Source organism: Methanosarcina baikalica (assembly GCF_031461075.1).
In the GTDB taxonomy this organism is placed as follows: domain Archaea; phylum Halobacteriota; class Methanosarcinia; order Methanosarcinales; family Methanosarcinaceae; genus Methanosarcina; species Methanosarcina baikalica.
The window spans coordinates 22,154-46,664 of the sequence record NZ_JAVKPK010000007.1; the positions used below are offsets into that span (position 1 = coordinate 22,154).

At 39.8% G+C, this 24,511-nt stretch carries 15 protein-coding genes and 1 pseudogene; 7 read left to right on the top strand and 9 right to left on the bottom strand.

Annotated elements, in window-relative coordinates; translation table 11 throughout:
* Positions 1–8: 8 nt before the first annotated feature.
* Positions 9–923, bottom strand: coding sequence for an ABC transporter ATP-binding protein (locus RG963_RS02815; protein ID WP_310574762.1), 915 nt, complete (start codon positions 921–923; stop codon positions 9–11).
* A 105-nt stretch (positions 924–1,028) separates the two neighbouring features.
* Here RG963_RS02815 and RG963_RS02820 point away from each other — a divergent pair.
* Positions 1,029–2,186: pseudogene (locus RG963_RS02820) on the top strand (IS256 family transposase).
* Positions 2,187–2,303: 117 nt separating this feature from the next.
* Here RG963_RS02820 and RG963_RS02825 read toward each other — a convergent pair.
* Together RG963_RS02825 and RG963_RS02830 are read right to left on the bottom strand one after the other, a co-directional pair.
* Positions 2,304–3,710, bottom strand: a complete 1,407-nt coding sequence (locus RG963_RS02825) for an MATE family efflux transporter (RefSeq protein ID WP_310574763.1) — start codon at positions 3,708–3,710, stop codon at positions 2,304–2,306.
* A 26-nt stretch (positions 3,711–3,736) separates the two neighbouring features.
* Positions 3,737–4,195: a MarR family winged helix-turn-helix transcriptional regulator gene (locus RG963_RS02830; RefSeq protein WP_310574764.1), complete on the bottom strand. Its 459-nt coding sequence runs from the start codon at positions 4,193–4,195 to the stop codon at positions 3,737–3,739.
* Positions 4,196–5,982: 1,787 nt separating this feature from the next.
* Between RG963_RS02830 and RG963_RS02835 the strand changes: the two genes are divergently transcribed.
* The 4 genes from RG963_RS02835 to RG963_RS02850 all read left to right on the top strand — a co-directional run bounded on the left by RG963_RS02835 (position 5,983) and on the right by RG963_RS02850 (position 9,751).
* Complete coding sequence (locus RG963_RS02835; RefSeq protein WP_310574797.1) at positions 5,983–6,264, top strand: ferritin family protein; 282 nt, start codon at positions 5,983–5,985, stop codon at positions 6,262–6,264.
* Between the two features lie 435 nt (positions 6,265–6,699).
* On the top strand, positions 6,700–8,166 hold the full coding sequence (locus RG963_RS02840) for a PAS domain-containing sensor histidine kinase (protein WP_310574765.1): 1,467 nt from the start codon (positions 6,700–6,702) through the stop codon (positions 8,164–8,166).
* 446 nt (positions 8,167–8,612) lie between these two features.
* Positions 8,613–9,401 (top strand): hypothetical protein, encoded by a 789-nt coding sequence (locus tag RG963_RS02845; protein WP_310574766.1) that lies wholly within the window; start codon positions 8,613–8,615, stop codon positions 9,399–9,401.
* Positions 9,402–9,595: 194 nt separating this feature from the next.
* Positions 9,596–9,751, top strand: a complete 156-nt coding sequence (locus RG963_RS02850) for a hypothetical protein (protein WP_310574767.1) — start codon at positions 9,596–9,598, stop codon at positions 9,749–9,751.
* A gap of 260 nt (positions 9,752–10,011) precedes the next feature.
* Here RG963_RS02850 and RG963_RS02855 read toward each other — a convergent pair whose 3' ends face one another.
* From RG963_RS02855 to RG963_RS02875, 5 genes are all read right to left on the bottom strand, one after another.
* A complete protein-coding gene (locus RG963_RS02855) occupies positions 10,012–10,953 on the bottom strand; it encodes a hypothetical protein (protein WP_310574768.1) in 942 nt (313 codons plus the stop codon).
* 369 nt (positions 10,954–11,322) lie between these two features.
* Positions 11,323–14,226 (bottom strand): leucine--tRNA ligase, encoded by a 2,904-nt coding sequence (gene leuS / locus RG963_RS02860; RefSeq protein ID WP_310574769.1) that lies wholly within the window; start codon positions 14,224–14,226, stop codon positions 11,323–11,325.
* Positions 14,227–14,490: 264 nt separating this feature from the next.
* Positions 14,491–15,708, bottom strand: a complete 1,218-nt coding sequence (gene thrC / locus RG963_RS02865) for a threonine synthase (protein ID WP_310574770.1) — start codon at positions 15,706–15,708, stop codon at positions 14,491–14,493.
* A gap of 392 nt (positions 15,709–16,100) precedes the next feature.
* Positions 16,101–16,412, bottom strand: a complete 312-nt coding sequence (locus RG963_RS02870; RefSeq protein WP_310574771.1) for a DUF1622 domain-containing protein — start codon at positions 16,410–16,412, stop codon at positions 16,101–16,103.
* A gap of 344 nt (positions 16,413–16,756) precedes the next feature.
* A complete protein-coding gene (locus tag RG963_RS02875) occupies positions 16,757–19,624 on the bottom strand; it encodes a M1 family metallopeptidase (protein ID WP_310574772.1) in 2,868 nt (955 codons plus the stop codon).
* A 361-nt stretch (positions 19,625–19,985) separates the two neighbouring features.
* On the opposite strand from RG963_RS02875, the gene RG963_RS02880 reads away from it, so the two are divergent.
* Complete coding sequence (locus tag RG963_RS02880) at positions 19,986–21,377, top strand: McrB family protein (protein WP_310574773.1); 1,392 nt, start codon at positions 19,986–19,988, stop codon at positions 21,375–21,377.
* Entirely contained in the window at positions 21,374–22,747 is a 1,374-nt protein-coding gene (locus tag RG963_RS02885; RefSeq protein WP_310574774.1) for a hypothetical protein, read from the top strand. The genes RG963_RS02880 and RG963_RS02885 overlap by 4 nt, the downstream gene beginning before the upstream one ends.
* A gap of 322 nt (positions 22,748–23,069) precedes the next feature.
* On the opposite strand, the gene RG963_RS02890 is transcribed toward RG963_RS02885, so the two are convergent.
* Positions 23,070–23,534: a protease inhibitor I42 family protein gene (locus RG963_RS02890; protein WP_310574775.1), complete on the bottom strand. Its 465-nt coding sequence runs from the start codon at positions 23,532–23,534 to the stop codon at positions 23,070–23,072.
* Positions 23,535–24,511: the final 977 nt, after the last annotated feature.

Consider the following 24,511-nt stretch of genomic DNA (forward strand, 5'->3'; position numbering starts at 1 on the left):
TTTAATCCCTAAGGTTCATTTTTTGTTCGTTTTTCGATTTTTTCGATCTCCCCATCTCTGATGTACACAACTCTTGTTGCATACTTTACAATGTCAAGATCATGGGTCACAATAATGATTGTCTTTCCTTCTCTTTCGTGCAGCCCGTCCAGAAACCCCAGGATATAGTCCCCAGTCTTGGTATCCAGGTTTCCTGTAGGTTCGTCTGCCAGGATTATAGGCGGGTTAACGGCAAGAGAACGAGCAATTGCAACTCTCTGCCTCTGCCCACCTGAAAGCTGAGAAGGAAGGTTCTTTTTCTTGTCCGTAAGTCCGACAATATCAAGCAGGTATGCTGCTTTTTGTCGGGCTATTTGCCTGCCCTCTTCCTGGAATTCCAGGGGTAAGAGCACATTTTCTTCCGTACTTAGAGTGGGAATAAGGTTGAAACTCTGGAAAATAAATCCTATCATCTGTCCTCTGATGAGTGCAAGCTCTGATTCATCAAGTTCAGATATGTCTTTTGAATTCAGGCAAACCTTACCTTTAGATGGTATATCCAGGCAGCCGAGCAGGTTCATAAGTGTACTTTTCCCACTTCCGCTGGGCCCGAGAACAACCAGAAACTCCCCCTCGTAGATTTCCAGGTTTATTCCCTTAAGGGCTGCAAATTCAACTTCTCCCATCTGGTAAATTTTCCAGACATCGGTAAGTTTGATAAGAGGATCTTCTCCATTTTTAGAAATCCTTATGGCGTTAGAACTTTTAGCAGAATCATTTCCGGAATTATTGTATGGATTGATTTTTAGATCCTCCCTTGAATCATTCCCCTCTGAATCATTCTCAGATTCATCGTTGAAACTCGCAGCTTTTCCGAGCGAATTCATAATTTTTGAGGGATCCAACTTCGTTTTAAAAGACTCGATTATTTCAGTAAGTGTCATATACAGCCTCTAAAAAGTTAGTCGTCGATGAGCTGAATATTTTTAAGGAATTTGAGTTCATTCTTCTCTCTGTTGGCAGTGTACCGAAAGTTCTGTAAAATATGATTGACTCTGTATCCTTTTCTTTTCACCACAAAAAAACAGGATGCAGCGTCAATGGTTAATTTATTCTCACTCATAAAAGATTATCTTGTCGATCAGGAAGATGGAATTCGCCAGTTAATTACTTGGTTTTTAAACCTTGCAATGGAGGAGGAAGCCCTCCTCCAAGCTGGTGCACAACGTTATGAGCGGACTAATTCACGTAAAGCCAGTAGAAATGGCTACAAACCCCGAACTCTCCTGACCAAGCATGGAAAACTTGAATTGTTAAAGCCTCAATTCCGTGAGTTTCCGTTTGAAACCCAGGTTTTTGAGAAGTATTCGAGAGTTGAAAAGGCTATCTTAACCGCTATAGCGGAATCTTACCTTCAGGGTGTTTCCACACGAAGGGTGGAAAAGATCATGACTGCTTTAGGAGTAGGAGGAATCTCAGCCTCTTGTGTTTCCAGAATTACCAAAGAACTGGATGAGAAGGTTGAAGAGTTCCTCTCAAAGAGAATAGAACACGAAATACCTTACCTGCTTATTGATGCGACTTATTTCAAGGTAAGAGATGGGCTTCACTATGAAAACAAAGCTCTCTTTGTAGTTGCTGGGATCAGGGATGACGGTTACCGAGAGATTCTTGGAACAAGATTGGCAGACAGTGAAGCTTCTATGTTCTGGGAAGATCTCTTTGATGATCTGAAAGAAAGAGGGTTAAGAGGTGTCAAGTTAATCGTTTCTGATGGTCATAAAGGAATACAGAAGGCAGTTAGGGAATCCTTTATTGGATCAAGCTGGCAGATGTGTCATGTACATCTGACAAGACAAGTTCTCAAGAAGGTGCCAAAAAAGAGGCAGAAAGAAGTGGCTGAGAAGATAAAAGAAGAGTTAGGAGACCGTCAGAAGTTAAATGACCTGATTAGGGAACTGGATAGTATGGGGTATAAAAGTGCAGCTGATACTCTTGAAAGTTTTCAGTATGATATTATGAACTATACGCAGTTTCCAGAAAAACACTGGAAAAAAATAAGAACAACAAATATGATGGAGAGGACTAACAAGGAGCTTAAAAGAAGAAGTAAGGTAGTAGTGCATTTCCCAACAAGGACTCAGTATTGAGACTCGTAGTCTCAATACTGGATCACAGGAAACAAGTATATAGTAATGGAACAGTAATCAAAAATAAAGAGTAAGGGGTATAGAGTAAATTTTACAGAAAAATAGGCACACTGCCTCTCTGTTCATAGTTTCCATCGTTTCCTTTAACCGTTTTTTAATGTGGGTTATGAAAATTCAGATATGAGACATATTATCTGCGATTTCTGATCCTGCACCTATTTTTGAAGCCTCTTTACGTTCTTTGAAAATCCTATATACCCTGAAAAGCAAAAACCCGGAAAGCATAAATGCCAGAAAGTCCGATACCGGAAAAGCTACCCAAACCCCAGGAAGATCATATAAACGGGGAAGGATGATGATAGCGGGGATCAGGAAAAGGAGCTGTCGACTAATGGAAAGAAGGAAAGCGGGTTTGGCTTTTCCTAAGGCCTGGAACAAGGTTGATGTGACTACATTCAAACCTATCAAAGGCGTTCCAAGAACAATAATCATTATAGCATTTTTCCCAAGCTCCAGATATTGCGGGTCTGTACTGAATAATCCTAGAATTTGTTCTGTGAAAAGGTAAATTATAAGCATGCCAAGAAGCCCAAAAGTAGTTGCCGCTACCAGAGACAATTTTACAGCTTCGGCTATCCTTCCATACCTTTTTGCTCCGTAGTTAAACCCGACAATCGGTTGCAGGCCAAAACCCATACCCAGGAGTGGCAGGAATATGAAGGAATTAATCTTCATTACTACACCAAAAACGGCAATTGCGACATCTCCCCCATAAATTGCAAGTGCATTGTACACGAAAATCATCATGACACTGCTCGAGCATTCCATCACAAAAGATCCAGTGCCAATGGCTCCAATTTCCTTAATTATTTCCGGATCTGGTTTCAAGGTTTCTGACCTGAAAGGAACAGCCCCTTTTCCTTTAAGATAATATAGCAGGAGCCAGACCGAAGCTACGGCTTGTGACAGTACGGTTGCAATTGCAGCTCCCCGCACACCCATTCCGAAACCAAACATAAAAAGCGGGTCAAGGAGAATATTGAGGCCGCCTCCTACAAGCATAGCATTCATTGCAAGGCGTGCGTTTCCTTCAGCCCTGACAATATTCTGAACAGCTACTCCAAAGACAAAGAAAATTCCTCCTGCAATTATAACTTCAAGATATTCTCTGGCATAGGGCAGGATTCCAGCAGTTGCTCCGAAAACTTTCAAAATCGGGTCAAGATAAAGAAGACAGGGAACGGATATAAGTACACTTAAAATTAAACTCAGGGAAAAAACATTCCCAAGAACTCTCTCGGCTTTTTCATTCTCTCGTGCTCCAAGGGCACGCGAGATAATGGAAGAACCCCCTGTTCCGAGAACGATTCCAAAAGCCATAATTATCATCTGGATTGGAAAAGATATTGAAAGTCCGCCTATGGCCTGGACACTATCTGCTCCATAGACCAGTCCCACAAAAAAGGTGTCCACAACATTATAGAAAGCCTGCACCAGCATTCCGATGATCACAGGAGTTGAAAGCTTAAACAGGAGCTTCCTTATATTCTCCGTACCCAGAAATTCACTTTTTTCATCCAAATTTTTCGTCTCCGTCATTTTTTATTTCATGTCATCCGACCGTAAGATGGAGGCTCGAACCCAGGATCAAAAAGTTTAATCGAAGCTTTATGGATGAGTAGCCTGAAAATTGTTTTTTCTTCAGGTGTGAAATCCGAAAGGAGAGTATCGACAAAGGAATTCAACTTTTCAAGAATCACACCTCTCATTTCCTTCCCTTTTTCGGTCAAGTAAACCCTGTAAGCTCGATGATCATTTTCGTCCCTTTGCCTGTACAAATAACCTTCTTTTTCCAGGCTCTGGATCGCTCTGGTACTTGTTGCTTTGCTCACTGCCAGGATTTTTGCAAGGGACTCCTGGGAGACACCATCTCTGTGGTATAAAACAAATAAAAACTCAAATTGTCCGCTTCCGACCCGGTAAGCTTCAAGTTCCTTTGCCATATAGGCCAGGTGGCTTCGGTAAATGTGGGCTATCGGGCCGCATATTTCTCTTGGGTCTTCCATAATTATATCCTTCACTTATTATGAATCGGAGTGATTTGTGTAAATTAAATATATATGTGTGATAGTTACATATGAAACTGATTTAAGACATAATAGATTTATGATGTATATAATAGTTACGCATGAAACTAATAATCATGAATGACAATTAACAAATTGCCATATAAAAACATAAACAATTGAAGGGAAAAGTATAAAAAATGCATATAGTTCCGGTTATCGATTCTACTTTTCGCAGAAATCCACAAAAATACCATTTATTACCCAAGACATCAGTAGCTAAGGAATAATAAACATATAACTTCAAATTTTAAGTTCGGGAATTGCTCTAGAGTTTCATTTCCCTAAATAATCATTCATGGTAACAAAAATCCTTGACATTATATTTGAATCATTCCTAAAAGTAGTCTCACCTTCGGATGACATTGGGAAGATCAGTAAAATTTTATATTTGTGTACAACTGCAAAATATAGGATTGATCTAATTCTTCATAGAATCATGACGTAGAGTTCAGTTACTCGTGAAACTAAATTAGAACTGTCAATTCGCAAATATTCATAGGACTCTTATGTAGTTGAACTAAGAAACCAGAAACTTGAGGTCCTGGATTGTAAAAGCACAGTGCCTTTTCAAACTCAGGTATATCCGTTTTTTAAGTTTTATTGATTTAATCTGAAAAACCAGACAATTTCCATCAAAAATCGCCCACATTTTGAAAAATGTAAAGAGATTCTTGTGGTTACGATTTCCAATAACTCACCCCCAAGACTGAAATATCTGTAAAGTTCAAAAAAAGATTAAAGATCAAAAAACACAAGATAGAACTTAGAATTGTAGGAAGGAAACAGAAGTATGAGGCCCATTTATAGGGAATAAGTAATTCCAATTAATAAATTTCCAATATCAATAGCCTCTAATATGGAAAACTTTGGTTTGTTATTTACATTCCCTAATAGGGAATACATCATTTTGAAACAAATGAATTGCAATATGTCTCTTGATATTGAATATGAGGCCCATATTCAATAATTACATCCTAACTCATCGGAATTAAGGTTATAAATTATAATATGTATGCATCTGTCAAATTCAGGTTTTAAATGATCCCATATTTTCGGCTTTGCACCTAAAGTACGTTTTGCACCTAAAGTCGGATAAAAATGGTACTAGGTGCAAAGCCCATATTTTCCATTACTATTTAATTGTATTTTGGGCAGTACATAAGGGGTCGTTACGAAATAACTTAGGTAACACATAATTATTTTGGAACAAAATCGATGGAGCTGCTTATGAAACTAATTAAGTACAGTATCAAAATGTGCCTAAGTTATTTCGCTGTGGGTCCTTAGTGATAATTTTAAGACTCAAATGTATCTACAAAATGAATATTTATTGCCTACAATGAATAATAACAGGAAGAAAACCTTTGTTTCTTCAAAGGTATATGAAACCCAGAGAAGTTGCTTGTGAAGATACAGATAAGATGCTTGAACTTTCAGACTGAAAAATTCAGTATTTAAATCATGAGCTGATCCCAAAACTCAATATCACTAACTTCAGAATTCAAAAATCATTAGTCGATCTTCTGATTAGGAAAATGATTCTGGAACTCTTGTTGCTGTGAAAAAATTGGTTTTGGGTGAGCTCCATAATTGCGCTGGCTCACCCAGCAGCAAGCTACAGCGTGTTCGACTGAAATAAAAGCTTGATAAACTAAAATAGTTATTAAGTTTAGATAAATATATATTCTTTTATATACATATTAAAAAGAAGGAGTAAGTAATATATATCTCAAATACCGATCGACCTTAAAAGTATATCTGCAGAAGACCTTGATAAAGAAATTCTCAGAGCCGGGATCATAGCCGAGCTTGATGCCATAAACCTATATGAACAAATGGCAAACCTTACTAAGAATCCAGATATAAAAACCATCCTTCTGGACATTGCAAAGGAAGAAAAAACGCATATAGGCGAGTTTCAAGCCCTCTTACTTATGTTCGACCCCCAGCAAAAGCAGGAACTTGAAGAAGGAGCCGAAGAGATAGGAGAGGAATTATCTAAATAATTCTTATTCTATTTCTTTATTCTACTTGGATAGCAGTCCAGAGCACAAACAGGCAGAGTGTGCCAATTTTTCTATAAAATTTACTCTATACCCCTTTTGTGGTGAAAGGAAAAGGATACAGAGTCAATCATATTTTACAGAACTTTCAGTACACTGGTCGTGCACCATTAGCTGGTTGATATTTAGTCTTTGAGTACTTTTGCTTAACCGCATCTGTTCTCTTAACTTACACATGGGAAGAAAATTTTAATGTAACAACGCAGAAAATGATATGCAGAGCTTAAGTAGGAAGATTTCTTAGAGAAATATCAACTTATTATTGATTGACGACCGGTACACTGCCGATTAATTAAATATAAACTTTAATAGTTAATATGAAAAATATTGCTTTGTACTATGTAACAGTTAAACATCCATAGTAGGAGATAATTAATCATGGAGGGAGATTTCTATAAGGAAAATTTAGAGAAGATTGAAAAAAGATTTTTCTCTATAGCCGAGATGACGGGGCAATTAATATTTGACGGTGATGCAAAAACAGGAAAGATTGAATGGTCCGGACCTATTAAAGAGTTTACCGGTTACACTCAAGAAGAATTCAGCAAAATGGATTTGGCTGCCTGTAAAGACTTGATACATCCAGAAGACAGAGACAGAGTATGGTGTGCTTTGGAGAAGTCTTTAAGGACCGGGGAGAAATTTGGGCAAAAATTCAGGTTCAGGAAAACAGATGGGAGCTATATTCATGTGGAAGATAGCTCAGTTTTTCTTAAAGATGAAAATAACTGTGTATACCGGGCAATCGGCTTGTTAAAAAATATTACAGAAAATAAGTATGCTCAGGAAAAACTCAAGGTGAGCGAAGAACATATTATAAAATATCTGCAGAACTTCAGAGGCATTGGATTTGAGTTAAACAATGATTTCAACCTCGTGCTGTTGCACGGCGCTGTAGAGGAGATCACAGGTTATAAAAGTGAAGAGCTTCTATCAGGAAAAATCAGATTGGTTCAGCTAGTGAATCCTGAGGATAAAAGTAACTTTCTTCAAAATAGAAAAAAGCTGAGCACTGCATCTAATTCTTTAGTTGAACAAGAATATAGACTTTTGAATAGGAATGGGAATATAGTTTGGGTCTTTGAGTCTATTCAGGTTGTACACGATATAGATGAGACAAATCGGTTTTACCAGGGTTTTATCCAAGATGTCACTGAGCGAAAAATCTCAATGGAAGCTCTTGACAAAGCCAATAAACTTCGCAAAAAAGAAATCCACCACCGGATTAAAAACAACCTGCAGGTAATCTCCAGCCTCCTAGAATTAGAGTGCGAGAACTTGCTGTCCGGTAATCTTGAACGTGAAAAAGTTATTGAAGCATTTCGAGAAAGCAATAATCGAATCACATCCATGTCTATAATTCATGAAGAGCTGTATAACTCCAAAGATATGGAGACAATCAACTTTGCTTCATACCTGAAAGAACTAACAGATGATCTTTTCAAATCATATAAAGTAGGAAGTTCTGATATCCAATTGTTCTTAGATGTGGAAGATATATTTTTTGAAATGGACAATGCAATCCCTTTGGGTATCATTGTCAATGAGCTCATTTCTAATTCCCTGAAATATGCATTTCCAAAAGGACGGAACGGGAAAATTCACATCAAACTTCACAGAGACGTTAATGATAAAAAGAAAATTTTAACCTGTCTCTGCAGACATTATACATTAGTTGTTGAAGACGATGGTATTGGTTTTCCGGATTCAATTGACTTTAGAAACACTAGTTCACTAGGCTTACAGTTAGTAAATACTCTTGTTGATCAAATCAATGGTGATATAGAACTTAAAAAAAAGTCCGGAACGAAATATAGGATACAGTTTACAGATTCTCGGATCTAAATGCCTTCAATGAAATAACCTATGAAAATTATTATTCTTCGGAACTTTGACTGGAGATCTTGATTTTCACTATCAAGATCATCAATAGAAAATATGAAGAAGTTGTTTTTTGACAAGTTCGAAGTAGAAGTGAAGTTAGCGAATGTAAACTTAGGTAACAAGAATCAGATATCAACTTGAATTTAAAGCTCACTTAATCTTATGCTGTACATATGAGTGATATTTAAAGTTTAATCAGTTTATCAAAGATGGTGGTAATTGTGATAATATCCAGATATGACACGTTGTGGGAAAATTACTATTCGAGCTACAAGAATGTTGCAAGCCCTCACAGAAAGCCAGGTCTTTTTAAATGGCTGTATGATAGTTACATATTTCTACATCTTTCTTGCGTTGACTCCTCTAGTGTCTACAAACTTGCCGACTTCAAAACGTGTCTAGCTCTAGTGGATACAGCCGTTGATGACTCGTGTGATAATGCAGCTTTTATAATTGAGAATGGCGGAAACAAATTCAGTTATGAGATGTTGAGTATTCTTTATAATGCCGATAAAATTGCATCTGGAACTTACACACCATCACAACCTAACTTAGATAATCTTTATATAAAAACTACATTTGATATTTTTTCTGACTTCCTTAAAAATCATCTAACATCCCTTCCAAGATACTATGATTTCAAAAGTGAGTTTTTCCTAGCAATAAGAAGCGTAGCCGGGTCAATGGAGTTCTCATATCTTTTAAACAGGAATAAGGTTGTATACCCTTATTCTCTTGTTGTCCAGAATAAGGGTCCTTCCACAATGGTTGCAGTTCTATCCATACTTGATCTAATGTCCTCCGAAAGTTTTGATGCTTCGGAACTTGGAAAAGCAATAGCCCTTTTTAATATGGCGGATGTTGTAGCAATGCTAAATAATGCAGTCAATACATGGAAAAAGGAAATAGTTGAAAGAGACTACAGTAGTCCGATAATTTCATTAGCTCTTGAGAAAAGGCTTATCAAATTTAGTGATTTCGAGAATCTTAGTACAGAAAAAATAGAAGAAAAGCTATTACCATTATCTTTAATGATAAATGATGATCTTAATAGGAAGATACTATTAATGGAAGAGTTCGTAGAGACTTATGAAATAAAAAGCTTTGATACTTTAAAGTATATTAACAACTATAGAACCTACGCATTTGAAAGTCAAAAAAAGAATAAAGAGGTATGTCAGAAACAAATGACTTGATTGTCTGAATAAACCCCGATGAAACATTTAACACATTATTATTCAGGTTCATTTTATACCATTATAGGAATAAACCAATCTATAGGATATTCACAGGGCATGGCTGCGGGAACTGTGAGTCACTGAAAAGGTATGTTGATAAAACACTACTTAAAATTCCAGAAATAGAGAATGGTGTATTCTTTGAGGTCGTAATGTGTGATGACCACCCAAAAGAAATGGGCGAAGATGACGTCTCAATGATGCCGCTTTCCGTATTGTATAATATTGATGGAAAGCCTGTTTGGCATGCTTCCGGCTGGCATGATAACGAAGAAGTATTGGAGCAGACCAAAGGGTTACTGAAGTAAATATAATACTCTTCTGAGGCAAGGACATGACAGTCTAACAAGCATGAGACACTATCAAGGTTTGGCATTCTCTGAGGATGAGCTAAGGGTCCGCTACGAAATAACCTAGGCAACACATAATTATTTTGGGATTAAATCGATGAGCTAGTTTGCGAAACATTTGTGTACTGTATAAATAAGTGCCTAAATGATTTCGCGGAGGGTCCTTAGTTCTATCCCACAAAACTCCGCTGGTATTTGAATAACCAGTCACCAGACTATCAAATTGTCTTATCCAGCATCCCTGCAATAAGCTGCAAATCAACTCCTGCTCCACTGATTAATAAGCGTTCTTTTTTGTTGCCAAGCAACTTCTGCGTCCAGTCAACAAAGCCGCCATCTACAATTTCTATATCCTCAACATTAATCTTGAAATTAATGCCTTGATAATAACTGTTATCAGTTTCTTCCCTATTCACGATAAAATCAGTATGAGGATATATCTCACGAAGGTGGCAATGGATTCTATCAATAAATCCAATTTTATCAGTATATCCATTTCTTATGTTCAGAGTTACTTTAAGCCTATACCCTAATTTGTTTCCGAAGTAGTTTATATAAAACTGTATATGTCTGGTTATCGTATCCTTTTCAAAACAATAAGAACCTGTGTCTTTGCCAGAACTGGCAAGAGTAAACAAGCTAAAATGAGGAACAAATGAATTAATTTTAAACATTTGTCCGCGAGTAACTCTGCAGATTGCGGATAAATGAACAGGACTTTTTGTGTTATCAATGGTTTTGTTTTTTATTCCACTTGCAAGGTATATGGCGAGCATATTGGTGTTGTCTGCAATGAACTCCAGTCCTCTTGTCGCAGAGATAACATTGTTTTGATCAACCTTAGCTATAACAGAGCAGCTTCCTAAAGGGCTTGCAGGAGAAAGTAAAACAGATAAAAAACCTGAGGCTTCAGCCATTTCGAGCATTAAAATTTCGACTTTCTTGACTTTAATGGGATTAAGTCGAGACGGCTTTACAAATCGGTTAGATTCATACTTGCTTAAGATATCATTAGGAGTATTTTTGTTCGCTATTTCTTTTGAAAGAGCAAGCAAAAGTGTGGTGATTTCAGACTGTGACAGCCTGGTTGTAAGCTCATTTATTAAATTTTCGTTGCCTGTTTTTTCAAGTACATTTTTTATAATGTTCTGTTGTTTCATTACTACTCCCCTATTACTTCTTATTGTTCTTTTACAGGCGCTGCCTGACAACCAGGAAAGGCATTTTCTAATCTCTGGATTTTATACGATTTTCGGGGTGCTTGGAATTATTCATCCGGCTAGACGACAATTTTTTATCCCATTATTTCTCCTATTTTGTGCATGCAGTCTAAACCTAAACACTGTTTACTACTAAAAAGTAATAAGGAGTTTTTTATTGAATAATCACATGCACATAAACATGGGCATCTGGGATAGCAAAAGCCACTGTTATAGTTGAGCCAAAAAAGAAAAAAGTAAGAAATTTCGGGCTTTCTCACTTTGCCCGGATACAGATTCTTTTAGTCAAGAAGAAACTATTTTACTCTTTTACTCTTCTTGCGTTACCTTTTCAATATAAATTGCAGGCCTCAGAGGTTCTGCAAACCTGGACTTTTTCTCAGGGTCGTAGGCAGGAGAATCGGCACTCTGGATCTCAACAGGACAGCCTATTTCTTTTTCCAGGAAGGAAGCTGACTCTTTCAGGAGAACCTGCTCATCGAGACCAGGGCCGGCAAAGATTTCGTACCTGTCTGCGCCTCCGCTTTTGAACTCCGGGACGATCTTCTGCACGAACTTCGGGATATCCTTGCTGAAACGTTTCAGGTCAGGGTTTGCCATCACCATTTTAATAAGGGTACCTACCTCGAGAGGAGCTTCGAGCTGCATTTCGCAGGCACATTTAAGGACTGCGGATTTCCAGGCAGGGGCTGTGTAGAGGTGAACCTTCTGCGGGGTCATCTTTGTTACCCTCAGGATCTCCTCAATATCTTCCAGGGTTCCCTTGACCATTTCTTCGGCAAGTTCTGCGCCATCGTCTATCAGGTCTTCATTATAGAGTGGATACTGCGCAAGAGAGATCGTGTCTTCGTGCCCCATAGCTTCCCAGATTTCCTCACAGAGGTGCGGAGTAAAGGGAGTCATAAGCCTGACCCAGTTGTCAAGCACGTAGTAGAGCAGGGCCTCTCCACCTCTCCTCTGATACCATTTGACATCATTTATTAGCAGGAAAAAAGAATTCTGTATAGCTTCCCTGGTCTGGATAGCGTCAAGGGCAATATTCGTTTCCCTGATATAGTTCTGCATCCTTGAAAGCATCCAGCGATCGATCTGCTTTAGCTCCATGCTCAGGTTTGCACGTTTTCCACTCTCGATAACATCCTTTGCAAACGAGTAAAACCTGTCCACCTGCCGCCTGGCAGAATCAATTCCGGCTTTATGCCAGTCTGCATCCTGAGTCTGTTCGGCTGTAGAAAGAATGTACAGCCTTGTGATATCTGCGCCGTACTCACTGACTGCGCTTTCCAGGGTCAGGATCGGGCCTTTGGACTTGCTCATTTTCTGTCCCTCGAGGGAAACAAAGCCATTTACTGCAAGGGCTCTTGGCCAGTTTTCTTCCTCAAAAAGGGCTACATGGTGGAAGAGGAAGAAAAGCAGGTGGTTCGGGACAAGATCCTTTCCGGAAGAACGCAGGTCAACCGGATACCAGTACACGAAATGCCTGCGGATTTCCTCCACAAGTTTCGGATCAAGGCCAGTATCCGCAGAAACTGCTTTGGGATCACCTTTTCCAAGCAGGACATAATCGAAGAATGACAGGGTAAGCTGCTCAAGAGTAAGGTCACCCTTTTCGATGAACCTGGCAATAATGTAATAGCTCATGTAAATTGTCGAATCCCCGAGGGACTCAATCAGCCATTCCTTATCAAAGGGAAGGCGGGTTCCAAGGCCTTTTCTGCGGGCGCAGGCTTTATCCTTAAGCCAGTCGACCTTGTTCTCGAATTCGACCCTGTACTCTGCAGGGATAATCCGCATTTGGCTGAGGCATCTGTAAACCTTTGCTTTCCATTCAGGGTTCGAATAATTAAGGAACCACTGGCCTTTCACCATATTTACGACACAGGACGTGCCACAGCGGCAAACTATAGGTTCGCTGAATTCGTAGAAGGTCTCTCCTGCGTTTGAGCTGATTAAGTCTTTTGTAAGGATATCCTTAATCTTGGAGACAGCATGTCCTTCGTATTTTCCTGTAATCTCCTTAAGAACTCCCCCGTGGAACTCCCTCCTGTACACGATCTTTGTGGCTTCCTCGGCCCTGGGATCTTTCTGGCTTGTTACCCCCATATTTTCCACGATTTCTTTTGCAGGGAATTCTCCAAACTCAGGCACTTTTATAAGAGAGATAAGTTCGATTTTCCTGAGGTCTTCGGTTATCCCGTACTTGCTCAGGTCAACATCGTAAAGGTCTCGGAGGGCCAGATAGTCAAAAGGTGCATGTGCAGGCACGCTCATAACTATTCCGCTTCCGTTTTCAGGCCTGACAAAGGATGCGGGAAGGGAGATCACTTCGTCGTCTGTTACCGGGTTAGTGAGTTTGATCCCTATTATGGATTTTGCAGGTATGTCCTCAATATACTCGACTGTCCGATCCGTAAAGGTGAGTTTCCTGAAAGCATCCCTGCTAACGACCCAGAACTCTTCAATTCCATCCTTTTCAACTCTCGCTTTTACGTAATCTACTTCCGGGTTGACCCACAGGTTAGTCACTCCGTATGTCGTTTCAGGTCTGAGAGTAGCACAGGGAAGAACGATGTCTTTATGCCGGAACTTTACCAGCGTATATTCGACAATCGTAGCTTCTTCCCCGTACAGAATGTCGTGATCCTCTACGGGGTTATTGTCGTTCGGACACCACTTTACCGGATGGGAGCCTTTCACGATCAGGTCCTTTTCTCCAAGCCGGATATACTGCCACTCAATGAATTTTTTATAAGTTGGGTCCGTTGTAGTGAACTTGCGCCTCCAATCAATGGAGTAACCTATCATACGCATGGCTTTCTCGGCTTCATGCTTGAAATAGTCAACAATTTTTTCAGGTGTATCGAGCGTTGGCAAGATATCCCCTGGAATCCCATGTAGCCGTTCATAGACGTCCATGGTCTGGGGGTCCCGACTTGCAATCAATTCGGCAAGCCCGACAATAGGCGTGCCTGTCACATGAAAGCCCATAGGGTAAAGCACGTTGTACCCGAGCATCCGCTTGTGCCTTGCCACAACATCGCCTATTGTAAAGGTCCGGGTATGTCCTGCATGCAGGTTCCCGTTCAGGTAGGGGTAGGGGATCGTTATGAAAAACTTTTCCCGCTTATCGGGCTCAGCCTGGAAAATCCCGCTTTCTGTCCATTTTTTCTGCCATTTCGTTTCGATCTCGTGAGGCTTATAGTCCTGCTCCATTGGTGTCCACGCCCATCGATTATTTTGAGGTTAAAACAATCATTTTGATGTTAAAAGAATCTGAATACACTCGTAAGAATTGATATAACAGTAAACGGTTTCAGAAAGCTAATAAGCAATCTCAAGAAACCTTAAATGATTGAAAGATACAGGAACCGGAGTGAATCGACATTTCAATTGTTTACGGTTCCGATACCAACTAAAATAATTATCTTCCGACTGATCTCTGTAATCGAAGCTCTAATAAAATCTGTTTTTCAGGTTTTATTTCGCCTTTCCGAAGATAGCTTCCCTGATGGATTCTATATTGGCATCCACCACAGTCGGCTCCTCACAGATATCAATCGCAGCCTGCGGGTCTTTAAGCAGGTGCCCTGTGGTGATGCAGACAATGGTTTCGTCCCTGCTTATAATGCCCATATCAACAAGTTTCTTAAGCCCTGCAACCGAGGCCGCGCTTGCTGGTTCGACACCTATGCCTTCAAGCCTTGCAAGATCCTTCTGGGCTGAAAGAATTTCTTCGTCAGTGACAGATTCCGCAGTCCCGCCCGATTCCCGGATCGCGCTCAGGGCTTTTTTCGCGTTAACAGGATTTCCGATCCTGATTGCTGTTGCAACTGTTTCAGGTTTCTCTTCAGGAGTTATTTCCGGAGCCCCGCTCTTTATGGCTTTTACGATGGGGCAGGAACCTTCTGCCTGAATTCCGGTCATTTTCGGGAGAGAATTGGTTATGCCGAGTATCTTAAACTCCCTGAAGCCTTTATAAATAGCGGTAATATTTCCTGCGTTTCCTACGGGCAGGACAATCCTGTCAGGCACCCTGAAGCCGAGCTGGTCTGCAATCTCAAAGCCGATAGTTTTCTGGCCTTCCAGCCTGTAAGGGTTGATTGAGTTCAGAAGATAGATCTTTTCCTGGGAGCAGAGCGTACGCACAAGGGCAAGTGCATCGTCAAAATTTCCGCGGATGCTGAGAACCTTTGCCCCGTGCATCAGGGCCTGGGCAATTTTTCCAAGGGCTACTTTTCCTGCAGGCAGCAGCACAACCACAGGAATTCCGGCTTTTGCCCCATAGATTGCAAGGGCTGCAGAAGTGTTTCCTGTAGACGCACAGGCAACGGTACTCATGCCCAGTTCAAGCGCTTTTGTAACCCCGACAGTCATCCCCCTGTCCTTAAAAGAGCCTGTAGGATTCATGCCTTCGTGCTTCACATAGAGTTCTTTAATCCCTATTTTTTCAGCAAGACGGTCGCATTTATAAAGAGGTGTCCCGCCTTCCCTGAGAGTTACAGGCTCCCTTTCTATAGGAAGAAGTTTTGCGTACTTCCAGACCGAGGGGCATTCGGTCTTTAATTTTTCCATGTCAATTTTAATTGAGGAATAGTCATAAATAACATCAAGCAGCCCGTCGCATTTGCTGCATGTATAGATTACTTCATCTTTTGAATACTCTGCACCGCATTCGATACATTTGAGATAATACATTAAATGTCTCCTGTGTCTGATAATTTTGAATTATTCGGATGCCGGTTTTCAAGCCACGCCCGTTTAAGGTTAGTAAAACCCGGACTCCCGGTCAGCATAATCTGGATTTCGGATTAGTATAATATTAGAGTTTAATAATATTTTGTATCCTTAACACTCTACTTGCTTTTAAATTATACTGTTTTTTAAAATGGTACAATCTTAAGTATTATAAAATCACCGCAGCAGCGGTTATCCAGGCAAGTCCAGTATTTTCAGAAGGTTAAAAAGGAATTACAAAAGATTTTTGGAACACTGCGCAGAGTTAAGACCGGAAAGGCAGAGAAGTAGCCTTTTTCTAAAAGATAAGGGATATTAAGGCTTTCTAAAGGGTTTCGGGTTTCAGCCTTGCTTCAATCCAGCTGGTATTCTGTGACTTCCTTGCTAAGGAAATAGCCGAGAATTGTTCTTATCAACACAACCGTACCCAGCAGGAGCAGTTCTTCCTGAGAGGGATTAAGTAAGGTTTCCAGGATATCGGCTGCAATGAAAAACTCAAGCCCGAAGACAATCTTGTTTGTAAGCTCTTTTCTTACTTGCTGGTAACTGAAATGTTTCTTCAAAACTTCAATGAGGATAACCCCTGAAATTGACCTTAGTCCACCGTATATGATGAGGAGAGAGCCTACAATATTGAACAGAGACGAGAACGCGTTGATAAACACACCTTCAAAAAATTCAAATGTCCTTTTAGCACCCCCTTAAAAGCCAGCCCGCGAAATCCGGAAAAAACTCCCGATTAACATTTATTTCTTTGAAATATATATTCTTCCTGTATTTAGCCTTCAAATCCTATTCAGGAAATAAGTTCGAGGGAGAAAAAACTAGTTTTTGCGGAAACATAGTTCTATAGCAGAGCTTTAAGAAAAAAAGAATATAGACCTCAATTAAACGAGCACAAAAAAGAAGCTCGGAAGGAAAATATTTGGTTTTGACTCCTTCCGGGCCGAGTTACCTGATAAAGCTTGGAGTTATCGGTTCTTCCGGACAGAATGTTTTTCTGAACGGTTTATTTCTTTTCCAGACTTTCCGGCTGCAGAGCCGGAATTTTTCCATGTACAATTCCGTAAGCTCCGACAGCTTTAGGGGCTCCGAGAAGGAGTTTTCTAACCCTGTTATAGACACTGGGGAACTTCTGCGCGTCAAGTTCTGCAAGAATGTCTGCAAGGATTTTGACCAGTGGAGTATGATACTTTGCCTCCATTAGGTCTATATTTGCAAAGGCATTTAGCATATTGACTGTGCTGTATTCGTTTACAGGAGTCAATTTTCGCAGGATTTCCGCAAAAAGCGTCCTTCCTTCCTCGGTCTGAAGCGATTTTTTGCGATTGCGGGCAAAACTTCCATAAAGGGCACGCTGGTCGTTTGTCTGTTCGATCCTGAAAGCGTCTGACCTTTCCATTTCTCTCACCAGTTCGACCGCGTCAATGCTACTGTTGCTTCCTATTACTGCAAGGAAAGCTTCCCAGGCAACGAGATTTTGCTTTGATTCGGCTTCAAAAACCCTCAGGACTTCAATTTTGTCAGGAGCCGAGCTATTCAGGTATGCAGCAAATGCGCTCAGCCTGTCAGTTGCACAGGTCGCAGTCTCGAACTGTTGTTTTATCATGGCATGAATGTCAGGAGTATCAAGGGTTGCAAGGATGCCCAGACAGACATTTTTAGCCTGCCTGCTTTTGATTACCCTTGCTGTCTCTTCCAGAGTCGCATCCCTCGGAGCCGAGGAATTTTCAAAGAAGCGGTAGGCGGAAACAACGGAATTTATGTATTTCCAGGCAACTGCCTTCAAGAGCTTCTGTTTTACCTCATAAAGCGCCTGGTATCTGTGGGCAAACTCATCGTCTTCGACTGACTCGAAGATGGTCAGGAACTGGCCTCCTGCCCTTTCGAGAAGCTGCCGGTCGTTCAGAAGCCTGTAGAAAAGTTCGACAAAGTCTTCAGAAGGCCTTGATTCGGGATTTTTGAGGAGCCTGAGCTTTTCTCTGTCAACCAGGGTATAGAAAGCCGTAAACCTACCTATGGTATCTGTATCTTTTCTTACCTGCATCAGGAGCTCATCCTGGCCTGCCCTGTAGATGAGTTTCCCGTAGAAAGAATAGCCTCTGTTCAGGGAGAGGAAGGCAGGCATGTCCACGTTTTCAACCGTAATTTCCGCAGTTTCCCCGCTGACCCTTTCCAGAATTTCTGCAAGGTCATTTCCGTTTTCGTCAACAAGGGCTGCCTTGAATGGGAATTCCCAGGGCTTTCCGCCTTCCGGAACTTTCTGCTTGAGGAGGAAGGTAAACTTCCTGGAAGCTCTGTCGTATTCGGCTGAAACCTCGACTACAGGGAATTTTGTCTGTTTCAGCCAGGTCTCGGACATTTCCTTTAAAGGCTGTCCGCTTTCATTTTCCATGGCTTCGATCCAGTCCTGAGTAGTTGAGTTGGAGTGCCTGAACTTTTTGAAATAACGGTCAAGGCCCCGGACAAAGGTGTCCTTTCCTATCAGGGACTCGACCATGCGCACATATTCCGGGGCTTTCACATAGGTGACTGCAGTGATCAGGTCATTGGGGTCATTGAAGCCGTCAGGAATGATTGGCATGGAAGCTGCCCCGGAATCCAGGGCAAACGTTCCCGAAGCCGGCGCGAGCAGCTCAAGTACCCTGCCGAGCCTCTGGTAGTCCTCGCCAAAGAGGAAAGCATGGTACTGTTCTTCCACATGCACTGTTACAGCTTCATTCAACCAGATTTCAAACGGGCTTTTTCCGGTGACTTCGGACCCATTCTGGTTGTGGTGGTATTCGTGTACCTTGACCCGGATCATATATTCAAAAGCCGGGTCTGTCGTCTGTGGGAAAGGCATTATCCGGTTTGTGGTAATTGTGGTATTTCCCACATTTTCCATACCCCCGAAGTCCGAGTTCTGCATCCCTATTTCCCTGTACACGGTCCCTGTATACCTGTATCCGGGACTGATGGTTCCGGCAAGCCCGGCAAGCGTATCCCTGATTTTTTCGAGTTCTTCCAGCGTGGACTCAGGTTTTGTTTCAAGTTTCATTTTCTCTCGCTTGCGGACAAGCTCAAGGATTTCCGTCCTGACAGGTAGTTTCTTCTCATCGAACTGCTCAGGCCCTGTGAAAAGGTAAACCCACATGACAGAATCATGCAGGACATCAAGGGCTTTTTCGGCAGCAGTTGCGTTTGAGCCAGGCGGCACGAGCAATTCCAGCAGGAAAGTGCCTCCGTCAGGATATTCGAATTCTCTGGTGAAAGTAGAATAAGTCCCCACACCAAGGAAAAAAAGATACGTTGCCATTGGCGTGACCGAGTTGTCATAGACGATTTTGTCCCGCCCGGGCTTTACGGTATGCCTCTCAACCACAACATCCCCGTTTGTGATCAGGTTCGTGTATCTGGAGTCTGCAATAATGGCAGTCTTATAAGTGCATTTTGCAGTCATGTCGTCAATACACGGCACGATTCTCTGGAACCCCCACTGCTGGCACTGCGTGATCTGCTGAGGAGGAGCCCCTGCCGGTGTTTCGTCGTAGTACAGCCCTTCAAGGATATTTTTGGTCGGCCTGCAAACCGTATCCGTAATGACCGCAACCTCAGTGTGAGGCGGAATTACATCCCTGAAATCAATCTCAAGAATCGCATCGTCCTTCCTGTATCTGTAAGAAACCTCACATTGTATGCAGCTCACAGCCCGAATCTCAAGGTCCCTGCAGTTTAACTCCAGCTTCTCTACAGGCGCATCCCTGGTTTTAATCCTGAGCACGGACTTCACATTAGTCCTGTCCTCATAAACATCAAACACCAGGTCCATATGCAAAACGTCAACAGTAAGTTCCCCGAAATCTTCAGGATAATATTTGTAAAGCCTATTCTTCATAAAAAGGTCACCGAGTAAAATTTATAAGAGTTATGTTATGGGATAGAAATGGAAGGTATGGGATTTAAAGGTGTAGTTTTGGAGAACCGAATGGTTTTTATTTACTGATTAATTTTCTTAACATGATTCTCAAATTAGAACCTGTTTTAATAAATTAATGTCAGATTGAAAAAAATTGAATAATGGCTTTTTCAGTTTTTCTAATAGAGTCTATTCGACGTTCTCCTTGGGTTTTCTACATAAAATTCTCATTTACTATCATTTACAAACTCAAAAAAGATAAAAGAGACAACTATTTATGACTCTAAAATAATTGAAACTTAAAATTATTTGCCAAGACTTTTGGATTAAGATGGTATAGATGAGTAAAATTGAAAGGACTATTGAATATGTTAAAGAATTAGCCGAGAATTTTGGGGCGAAAAATGAAGATATTTTGAATGATTACATATTTCGGAATAACACAAAAGATGATGCTCTCAATCAAGGTGGAGCATTTTTTGGGTTAATTTCTCCGGAAGAAGAACCATCTGGTCCTTATCATGATTTTTCTCTAGTAATCTTCCCAGATAAAGAAAATAGACCTTGGTTAATTTCACTTGTTGTTGGTTCTCTCGGATTTAAAAATGATTATGAACTTGCAGCCTTGCCTGGTGTGAGAAGACTATATTCTTCAATCGTTAGTGAAGATGGCTTCTGTAAGACCTCGTTTTTGGATATAGAATCCAGTTTGCCAAGGCAACTTACATTAAAAATTCCAAATTTAGAGAAAACTTTAAAAAATTATTCTAAACTCAAATTAGCTTGTGAGATTATTTGGGAACCTGAATCCGAGGCAGGCAGAAAAATCATAGAAGGCTTCATTGCAGCTTATGCACGATTGAGAAACTTTCCCCGGAACGCAGAACAAAGAAAAGCAGTCTCTAAAGCAATAGACAAAGTCACAAGAGTTAAAGATGTGAATGAGGAAAAAGAAGCACTAAGCCTTGTTTTGAAAAGAAGGTTTGTGATCATTCAAGGTGCGCCTGGGACTGGAAAAACGAGATTAGCAAAGATTATTGCACAAAAACTTGATTCAGAAATATTCTTTACACAATTTCATGCAGAAACCAGTTACAGTGATTTTATCTATGGTATAAAACCTGACCTAGAGGCTGGAGAAGTTGCTTATGTAGAACAAAAGGGTATATTTTACGAATCTTTGAAAACAGCCGAGAGTAACCCTGAAAAAAATGTTGTTCTTATTGTGGATGAAATTAATAGGGCAAATTTATCTAATATTTTAGGCCCTATTTTCTACCTTTTTGAATATCAGTTAGAGGATAATTCCGTCGAAATTGACATCGGGGGTGGGTACAGAATAAACAATATCCCCTCGAATTATTATGTAGTCTGTACAATGAACACTGCAGATCGGAGTCTAGCTGTTGTTGATTTTGCTTTAAGACGAAGATTTGCATGGTACACATTAAAACCTCATATAATTGAATCATCCAGAAAGAAAGAATTTTTCAAAGAAGATTTCTCAAAGTTTAATGATATATTCAATATGTATGCGTTCAGTGAAGAACTATCATTACAACCTGGACAAGCCTATTTTATCGCTGAAAACGAAGAGGAAATGAAAGATCGGGTTAAATATGAGTTGCTTCCTCTTATCAGAGAATACCTTGCTGAAGGTCTTTTAGTAAATGCAAAGGATGAGTTTACCAAGTACTTCTACGACCGAATAGACGAGGTATTATTTGAATGAATTCTCAGGAAAACATCTTCCTTGAAGTTCCGTGCCTTACTGAGAAGTCACAATCCATTTCAGGACTATTTCTCGCAAAAAAATGGTTTAAGAAAGCTGACAAGAGATATTTATCTGAATATTTACAGAAATTCATTGATTATAATAAAGATTCTTTTGATTTTCTTCAAGTCACTCCTAAAATTGAGGGAAGCGGAAAAGGAGTTTCTTTAAATTTTAAGTCCGATCGTTTTATTGGTGCGATTCCACTAAGATCGCCAGATACCGGTAAGCAGATGGGGGATTTTGTAGTTAAGCCCCGGTATACCTCTGCAACTGACCAGTTTTCAGAATATGTTGAAATTGTAAATCTACTGGAAAGTGAAATACTTCCTGAATTCAAGCATTCGATTCCTCTTTTGTCGCAGAATAACATGAGACCTCCTCTCTATTTGGAGGCGGTAAAGTTCGTAAACTTATTCGAAAAAGCGATAAAAACCAAATGGAACAAATTTCAAACAACTAAAAGAATATATAGATACCCAAAATCTCAGGTTGATTGGAAGGAATATGTGGAAAAAGAATTTGACCCTGCGAAAAGGTTGCTTTTTCCCTGTCATGACAATATTCTGAGCAAATTCCATAGTGAGTTTTTTGAATTAAAATACGTTTATGGCATTGCAAAGAGAGAAATTACTTCTTTTAAGACTCCTCTAAGTATTAAATATCAATATCGAGATACTTTGACGTATTTGGATAATGCATTATATGAGTTTCCTGAAAAACTGACAAATGAGCTTCAGATACATCTTTCAGATCCAGTAATCATTAAAAAATTAAAGACTCAAGGGAATAAAATTCTGAACGGAAACTTCGAAGAAATTACTTCATGGAGAATTGATTTTTCCCTTATATTTGAAAAATATGTCCAATTCATATTCAATCAAATTTCGTTGGAAATTGGAGCAAACCAGTTAAACAATTACAAAATTAGACGTTCTTCGCATTTTAGCCCACTCTGGAGCCTCAATTATTTAGAACCCGATATAATTTTGATGAAAAATAACTTGGATATCGTAATAGATGCAAAATACAAATCTCACCTCTTCAATTTAAAAAGCACCAACGGAGAGTTAAAAGAAGAACATCGAAAAGATTTACATCAATTGCTTGCGTATACTGCTTTTACAAAAAACAAGAATAAAGTTGGAATTTTATGCTATCCTTATAATGAACAATATATTTCAGAATTAAATTACATTTTCCCGTTTTCTAATACTAAAAGCAAGATCGTTTTGTTGGGTATTCCCTTGAATAAATATAAATTGAATGGTCTGAAAAAATTAATTATTACATATCTTTCTGAGATTGAGCGAGAATGTTCAATCTAAAAGGATGTCTTCACTTTTGATTTTTCTCAATTTTTGTTTTAATTATAGTTCTGACCTCGCTTCGCTTGGAACAATAACGGTAAAAGATACTAATCTGGCTTTCCGTTGTCTTTTTCTCAGATCTTAACCCATCTCCCTAAACTATAATTTCCTTTATTCTCTACAGCCCCGGTTTCCATTTATTCATCAGCCCACTACAGCCAAAAAATAAAAATTCTCTTTTAATAACTCTCCCGCCGCCTGAGAAGCTTCTAGCCCCACAAATTATTCAAATTAAAAAAAGGTAAAAAAGGAAATAAGATCTGAGAAACAAAAATGCCTCTCAGTCAACCTCGACAGTGAGTGTAAAGTTCTTCTCTGTGCCGGTTGTATTCATCCAGGACTGTTTGTATATACCGTTTACCTGCTGGCTGCCCTGGTCCACGGCTTCAATAATCCATGAACGAGTTCCCGGAACACCAACCTTGCCTTCAGGAGCTTCATCCTGAGTATATCCGTCGCTGAGAATAGTGAGCCCTTCGCTCACGTTCAGTTGCCAGGAGTAGCCTGTGGACGGATTTTCCCTGAGTTGAAGGGTAAAATTCTCTCCATTTTTGAGACTTATGCTTGTTCCGTTGTCAGCTTCGGTTACTATCTGCCCTGTTTCCACAGTTTCATTAGCTTGAGTTGTGTTATTTTCAGTTGTGTTGTTTTCAGTCACAGGTTCTGACTTTTCGGTACAACCGGCTGCAAAGACAACAGCAGCAATGACAAAAAGCATTGTTATTATCTTTAAAATTTTCTTCATAACTATTCCCTCAAAAATCCTCTTTCTTTAGCTTCAAAGTATCTAATTTATTTACTTCTTTACTGGTATTACCGGTCTTTGAAAATGAATTCACAAAAGAATTGATCCCCATATTTAGCAGTTTTTCGAGAATCAATATTTCTTGCAAAATTTTGATGAAGGCTGCCAGGTAAAAACTAATCCGGATGGATCAAGATGAAAAGTGAAGGGATTGTTTTGTACTTCAGGAAACATCCAGACACTCCTGACAATATATGTTGTAGTAACTTTCTTTTGAATTAAATTTTTCGATTTACTTCGAGCTTGTCTTAAAATTCAAACCATTCATATAATTGAATAATGGAGAATGTCAACTTTAAAATTCATACCGTAAATTTTTCCCAAAATTCAGGCATATTTCTGCCAACTATAATTTAGTTTTACCAATTTTAGTAAAAAACCCGCCAAACATGTGAAAACCTCATGTCGGGCTTCGGGCTAATTCTTAAGAGGTTAGATCGGGATGCAGGGGGAAGACAATGAATTTTCGGTCTGTTGCGGCGTCACTGGCAATAATGGGTTTAGGCGTTTTTTGCCGCAAAATATGCTTTTTAATACTCATAATGTGTATTCAGAATATGTTGACGTTAATTTGCGAACTTCATTCAATGAGGGTCTTCTATGTATCTACGAAATGTTTATAACAGGAAATCATTAAATATTCGTTTAAAGCTTTTCAGGTATGTGTACGTAGTTGTACATTTTTTGTTAAAGTGAATAAAAAGAGCTCTTGAGGGAGTGGGTTATGTTACTTTAGTCAGTGACTTACCATAAAGTACAAAAAATAAAAATAATATCTTAATAACTCTCCAGCCGCCTGAAAAGTTCCCACTCCCGCAAATCTCACGTATCTTTAAACTCCCGCCCGCAGGGAATGATTCAGGATTTATCTGGGAAAATAGTTACAAGAACATGAAGAATCTCAAAGCCACGAAATG

What these genes read in the sequence shown, in the direction of transcription:
- RG963_RS02815 (WP_310574762.1), bottom strand. Translation starts at nt 923, where the DNA reads ATGACACTTACTGAAATAATCGAGTCTTTTAAAACGAAGTTGGATCCC.
- RG963_RS02830 (WP_310574764.1), bottom strand. Translation starts at nt 4,195, where the DNA reads ATGGAAGACCCAAGAGAAATATGCGGCCCGATAGCCCACATTTACCGA.
- RG963_RS02840 (WP_310574765.1), top strand. Translation starts at nt 6,700, where the DNA reads ATGGAGGGAGATTTCTATAAGGAAAATTTAGAGAAGATTGAAAAAAGA.
- RG963_RS02850 (WP_310574767.1), top strand. Translation starts at nt 9,596, where the DNA reads ATGTGTGATGACCACCCAAAAGAAATGGGCGAAGATGACGTCTCAATG.
- RG963_RS02855 (WP_310574768.1), bottom strand. Translation starts at nt 10,953, where the DNA reads ATGAAACAACAGAACATTATAAAAAATGTACTTGAAAAAACAGGCAAC.
- leuS (WP_310574769.1), bottom strand. Translation starts at nt 14,226, where the DNA reads ATGGAGCAGGACTATAAGCCTCACGAGATCGAAACGAAATGGCAGAAA.
- thrC (WP_310574770.1), bottom strand. Translation starts at nt 15,708, where the DNA reads ATGTATTATCTCAAATGTATCGAATGCGGTGCAGAGTATTCAAAAGAT.
- RG963_RS02875 (WP_310574772.1), bottom strand. Translation starts at nt 19,624, where the DNA reads ATGAAGAATAGGCTTTACAAATATTATCCTGAAGATTTCGGGGAACTT.
- RG963_RS02880 (WP_310574773.1), top strand. Translation starts at nt 19,986, where the DNA reads ATGAGTAAAATTGAAAGGACTATTGAATATGTTAAAGAATTAGCCGAG.
- RG963_RS02885 (WP_310574774.1), top strand. Translation starts at nt 21,374, where the DNA reads ATGAATTCTCAGGAAAACATCTTCCTTGAAGTTCCGTGCCTTACTGAG.
- RG963_RS02890 (WP_310574775.1), bottom strand. Translation starts at nt 23,534, where the DNA reads ATGAAGAAAATTTTAAAGATAATAACAATGCTTTTTGTCATTGCTGCT.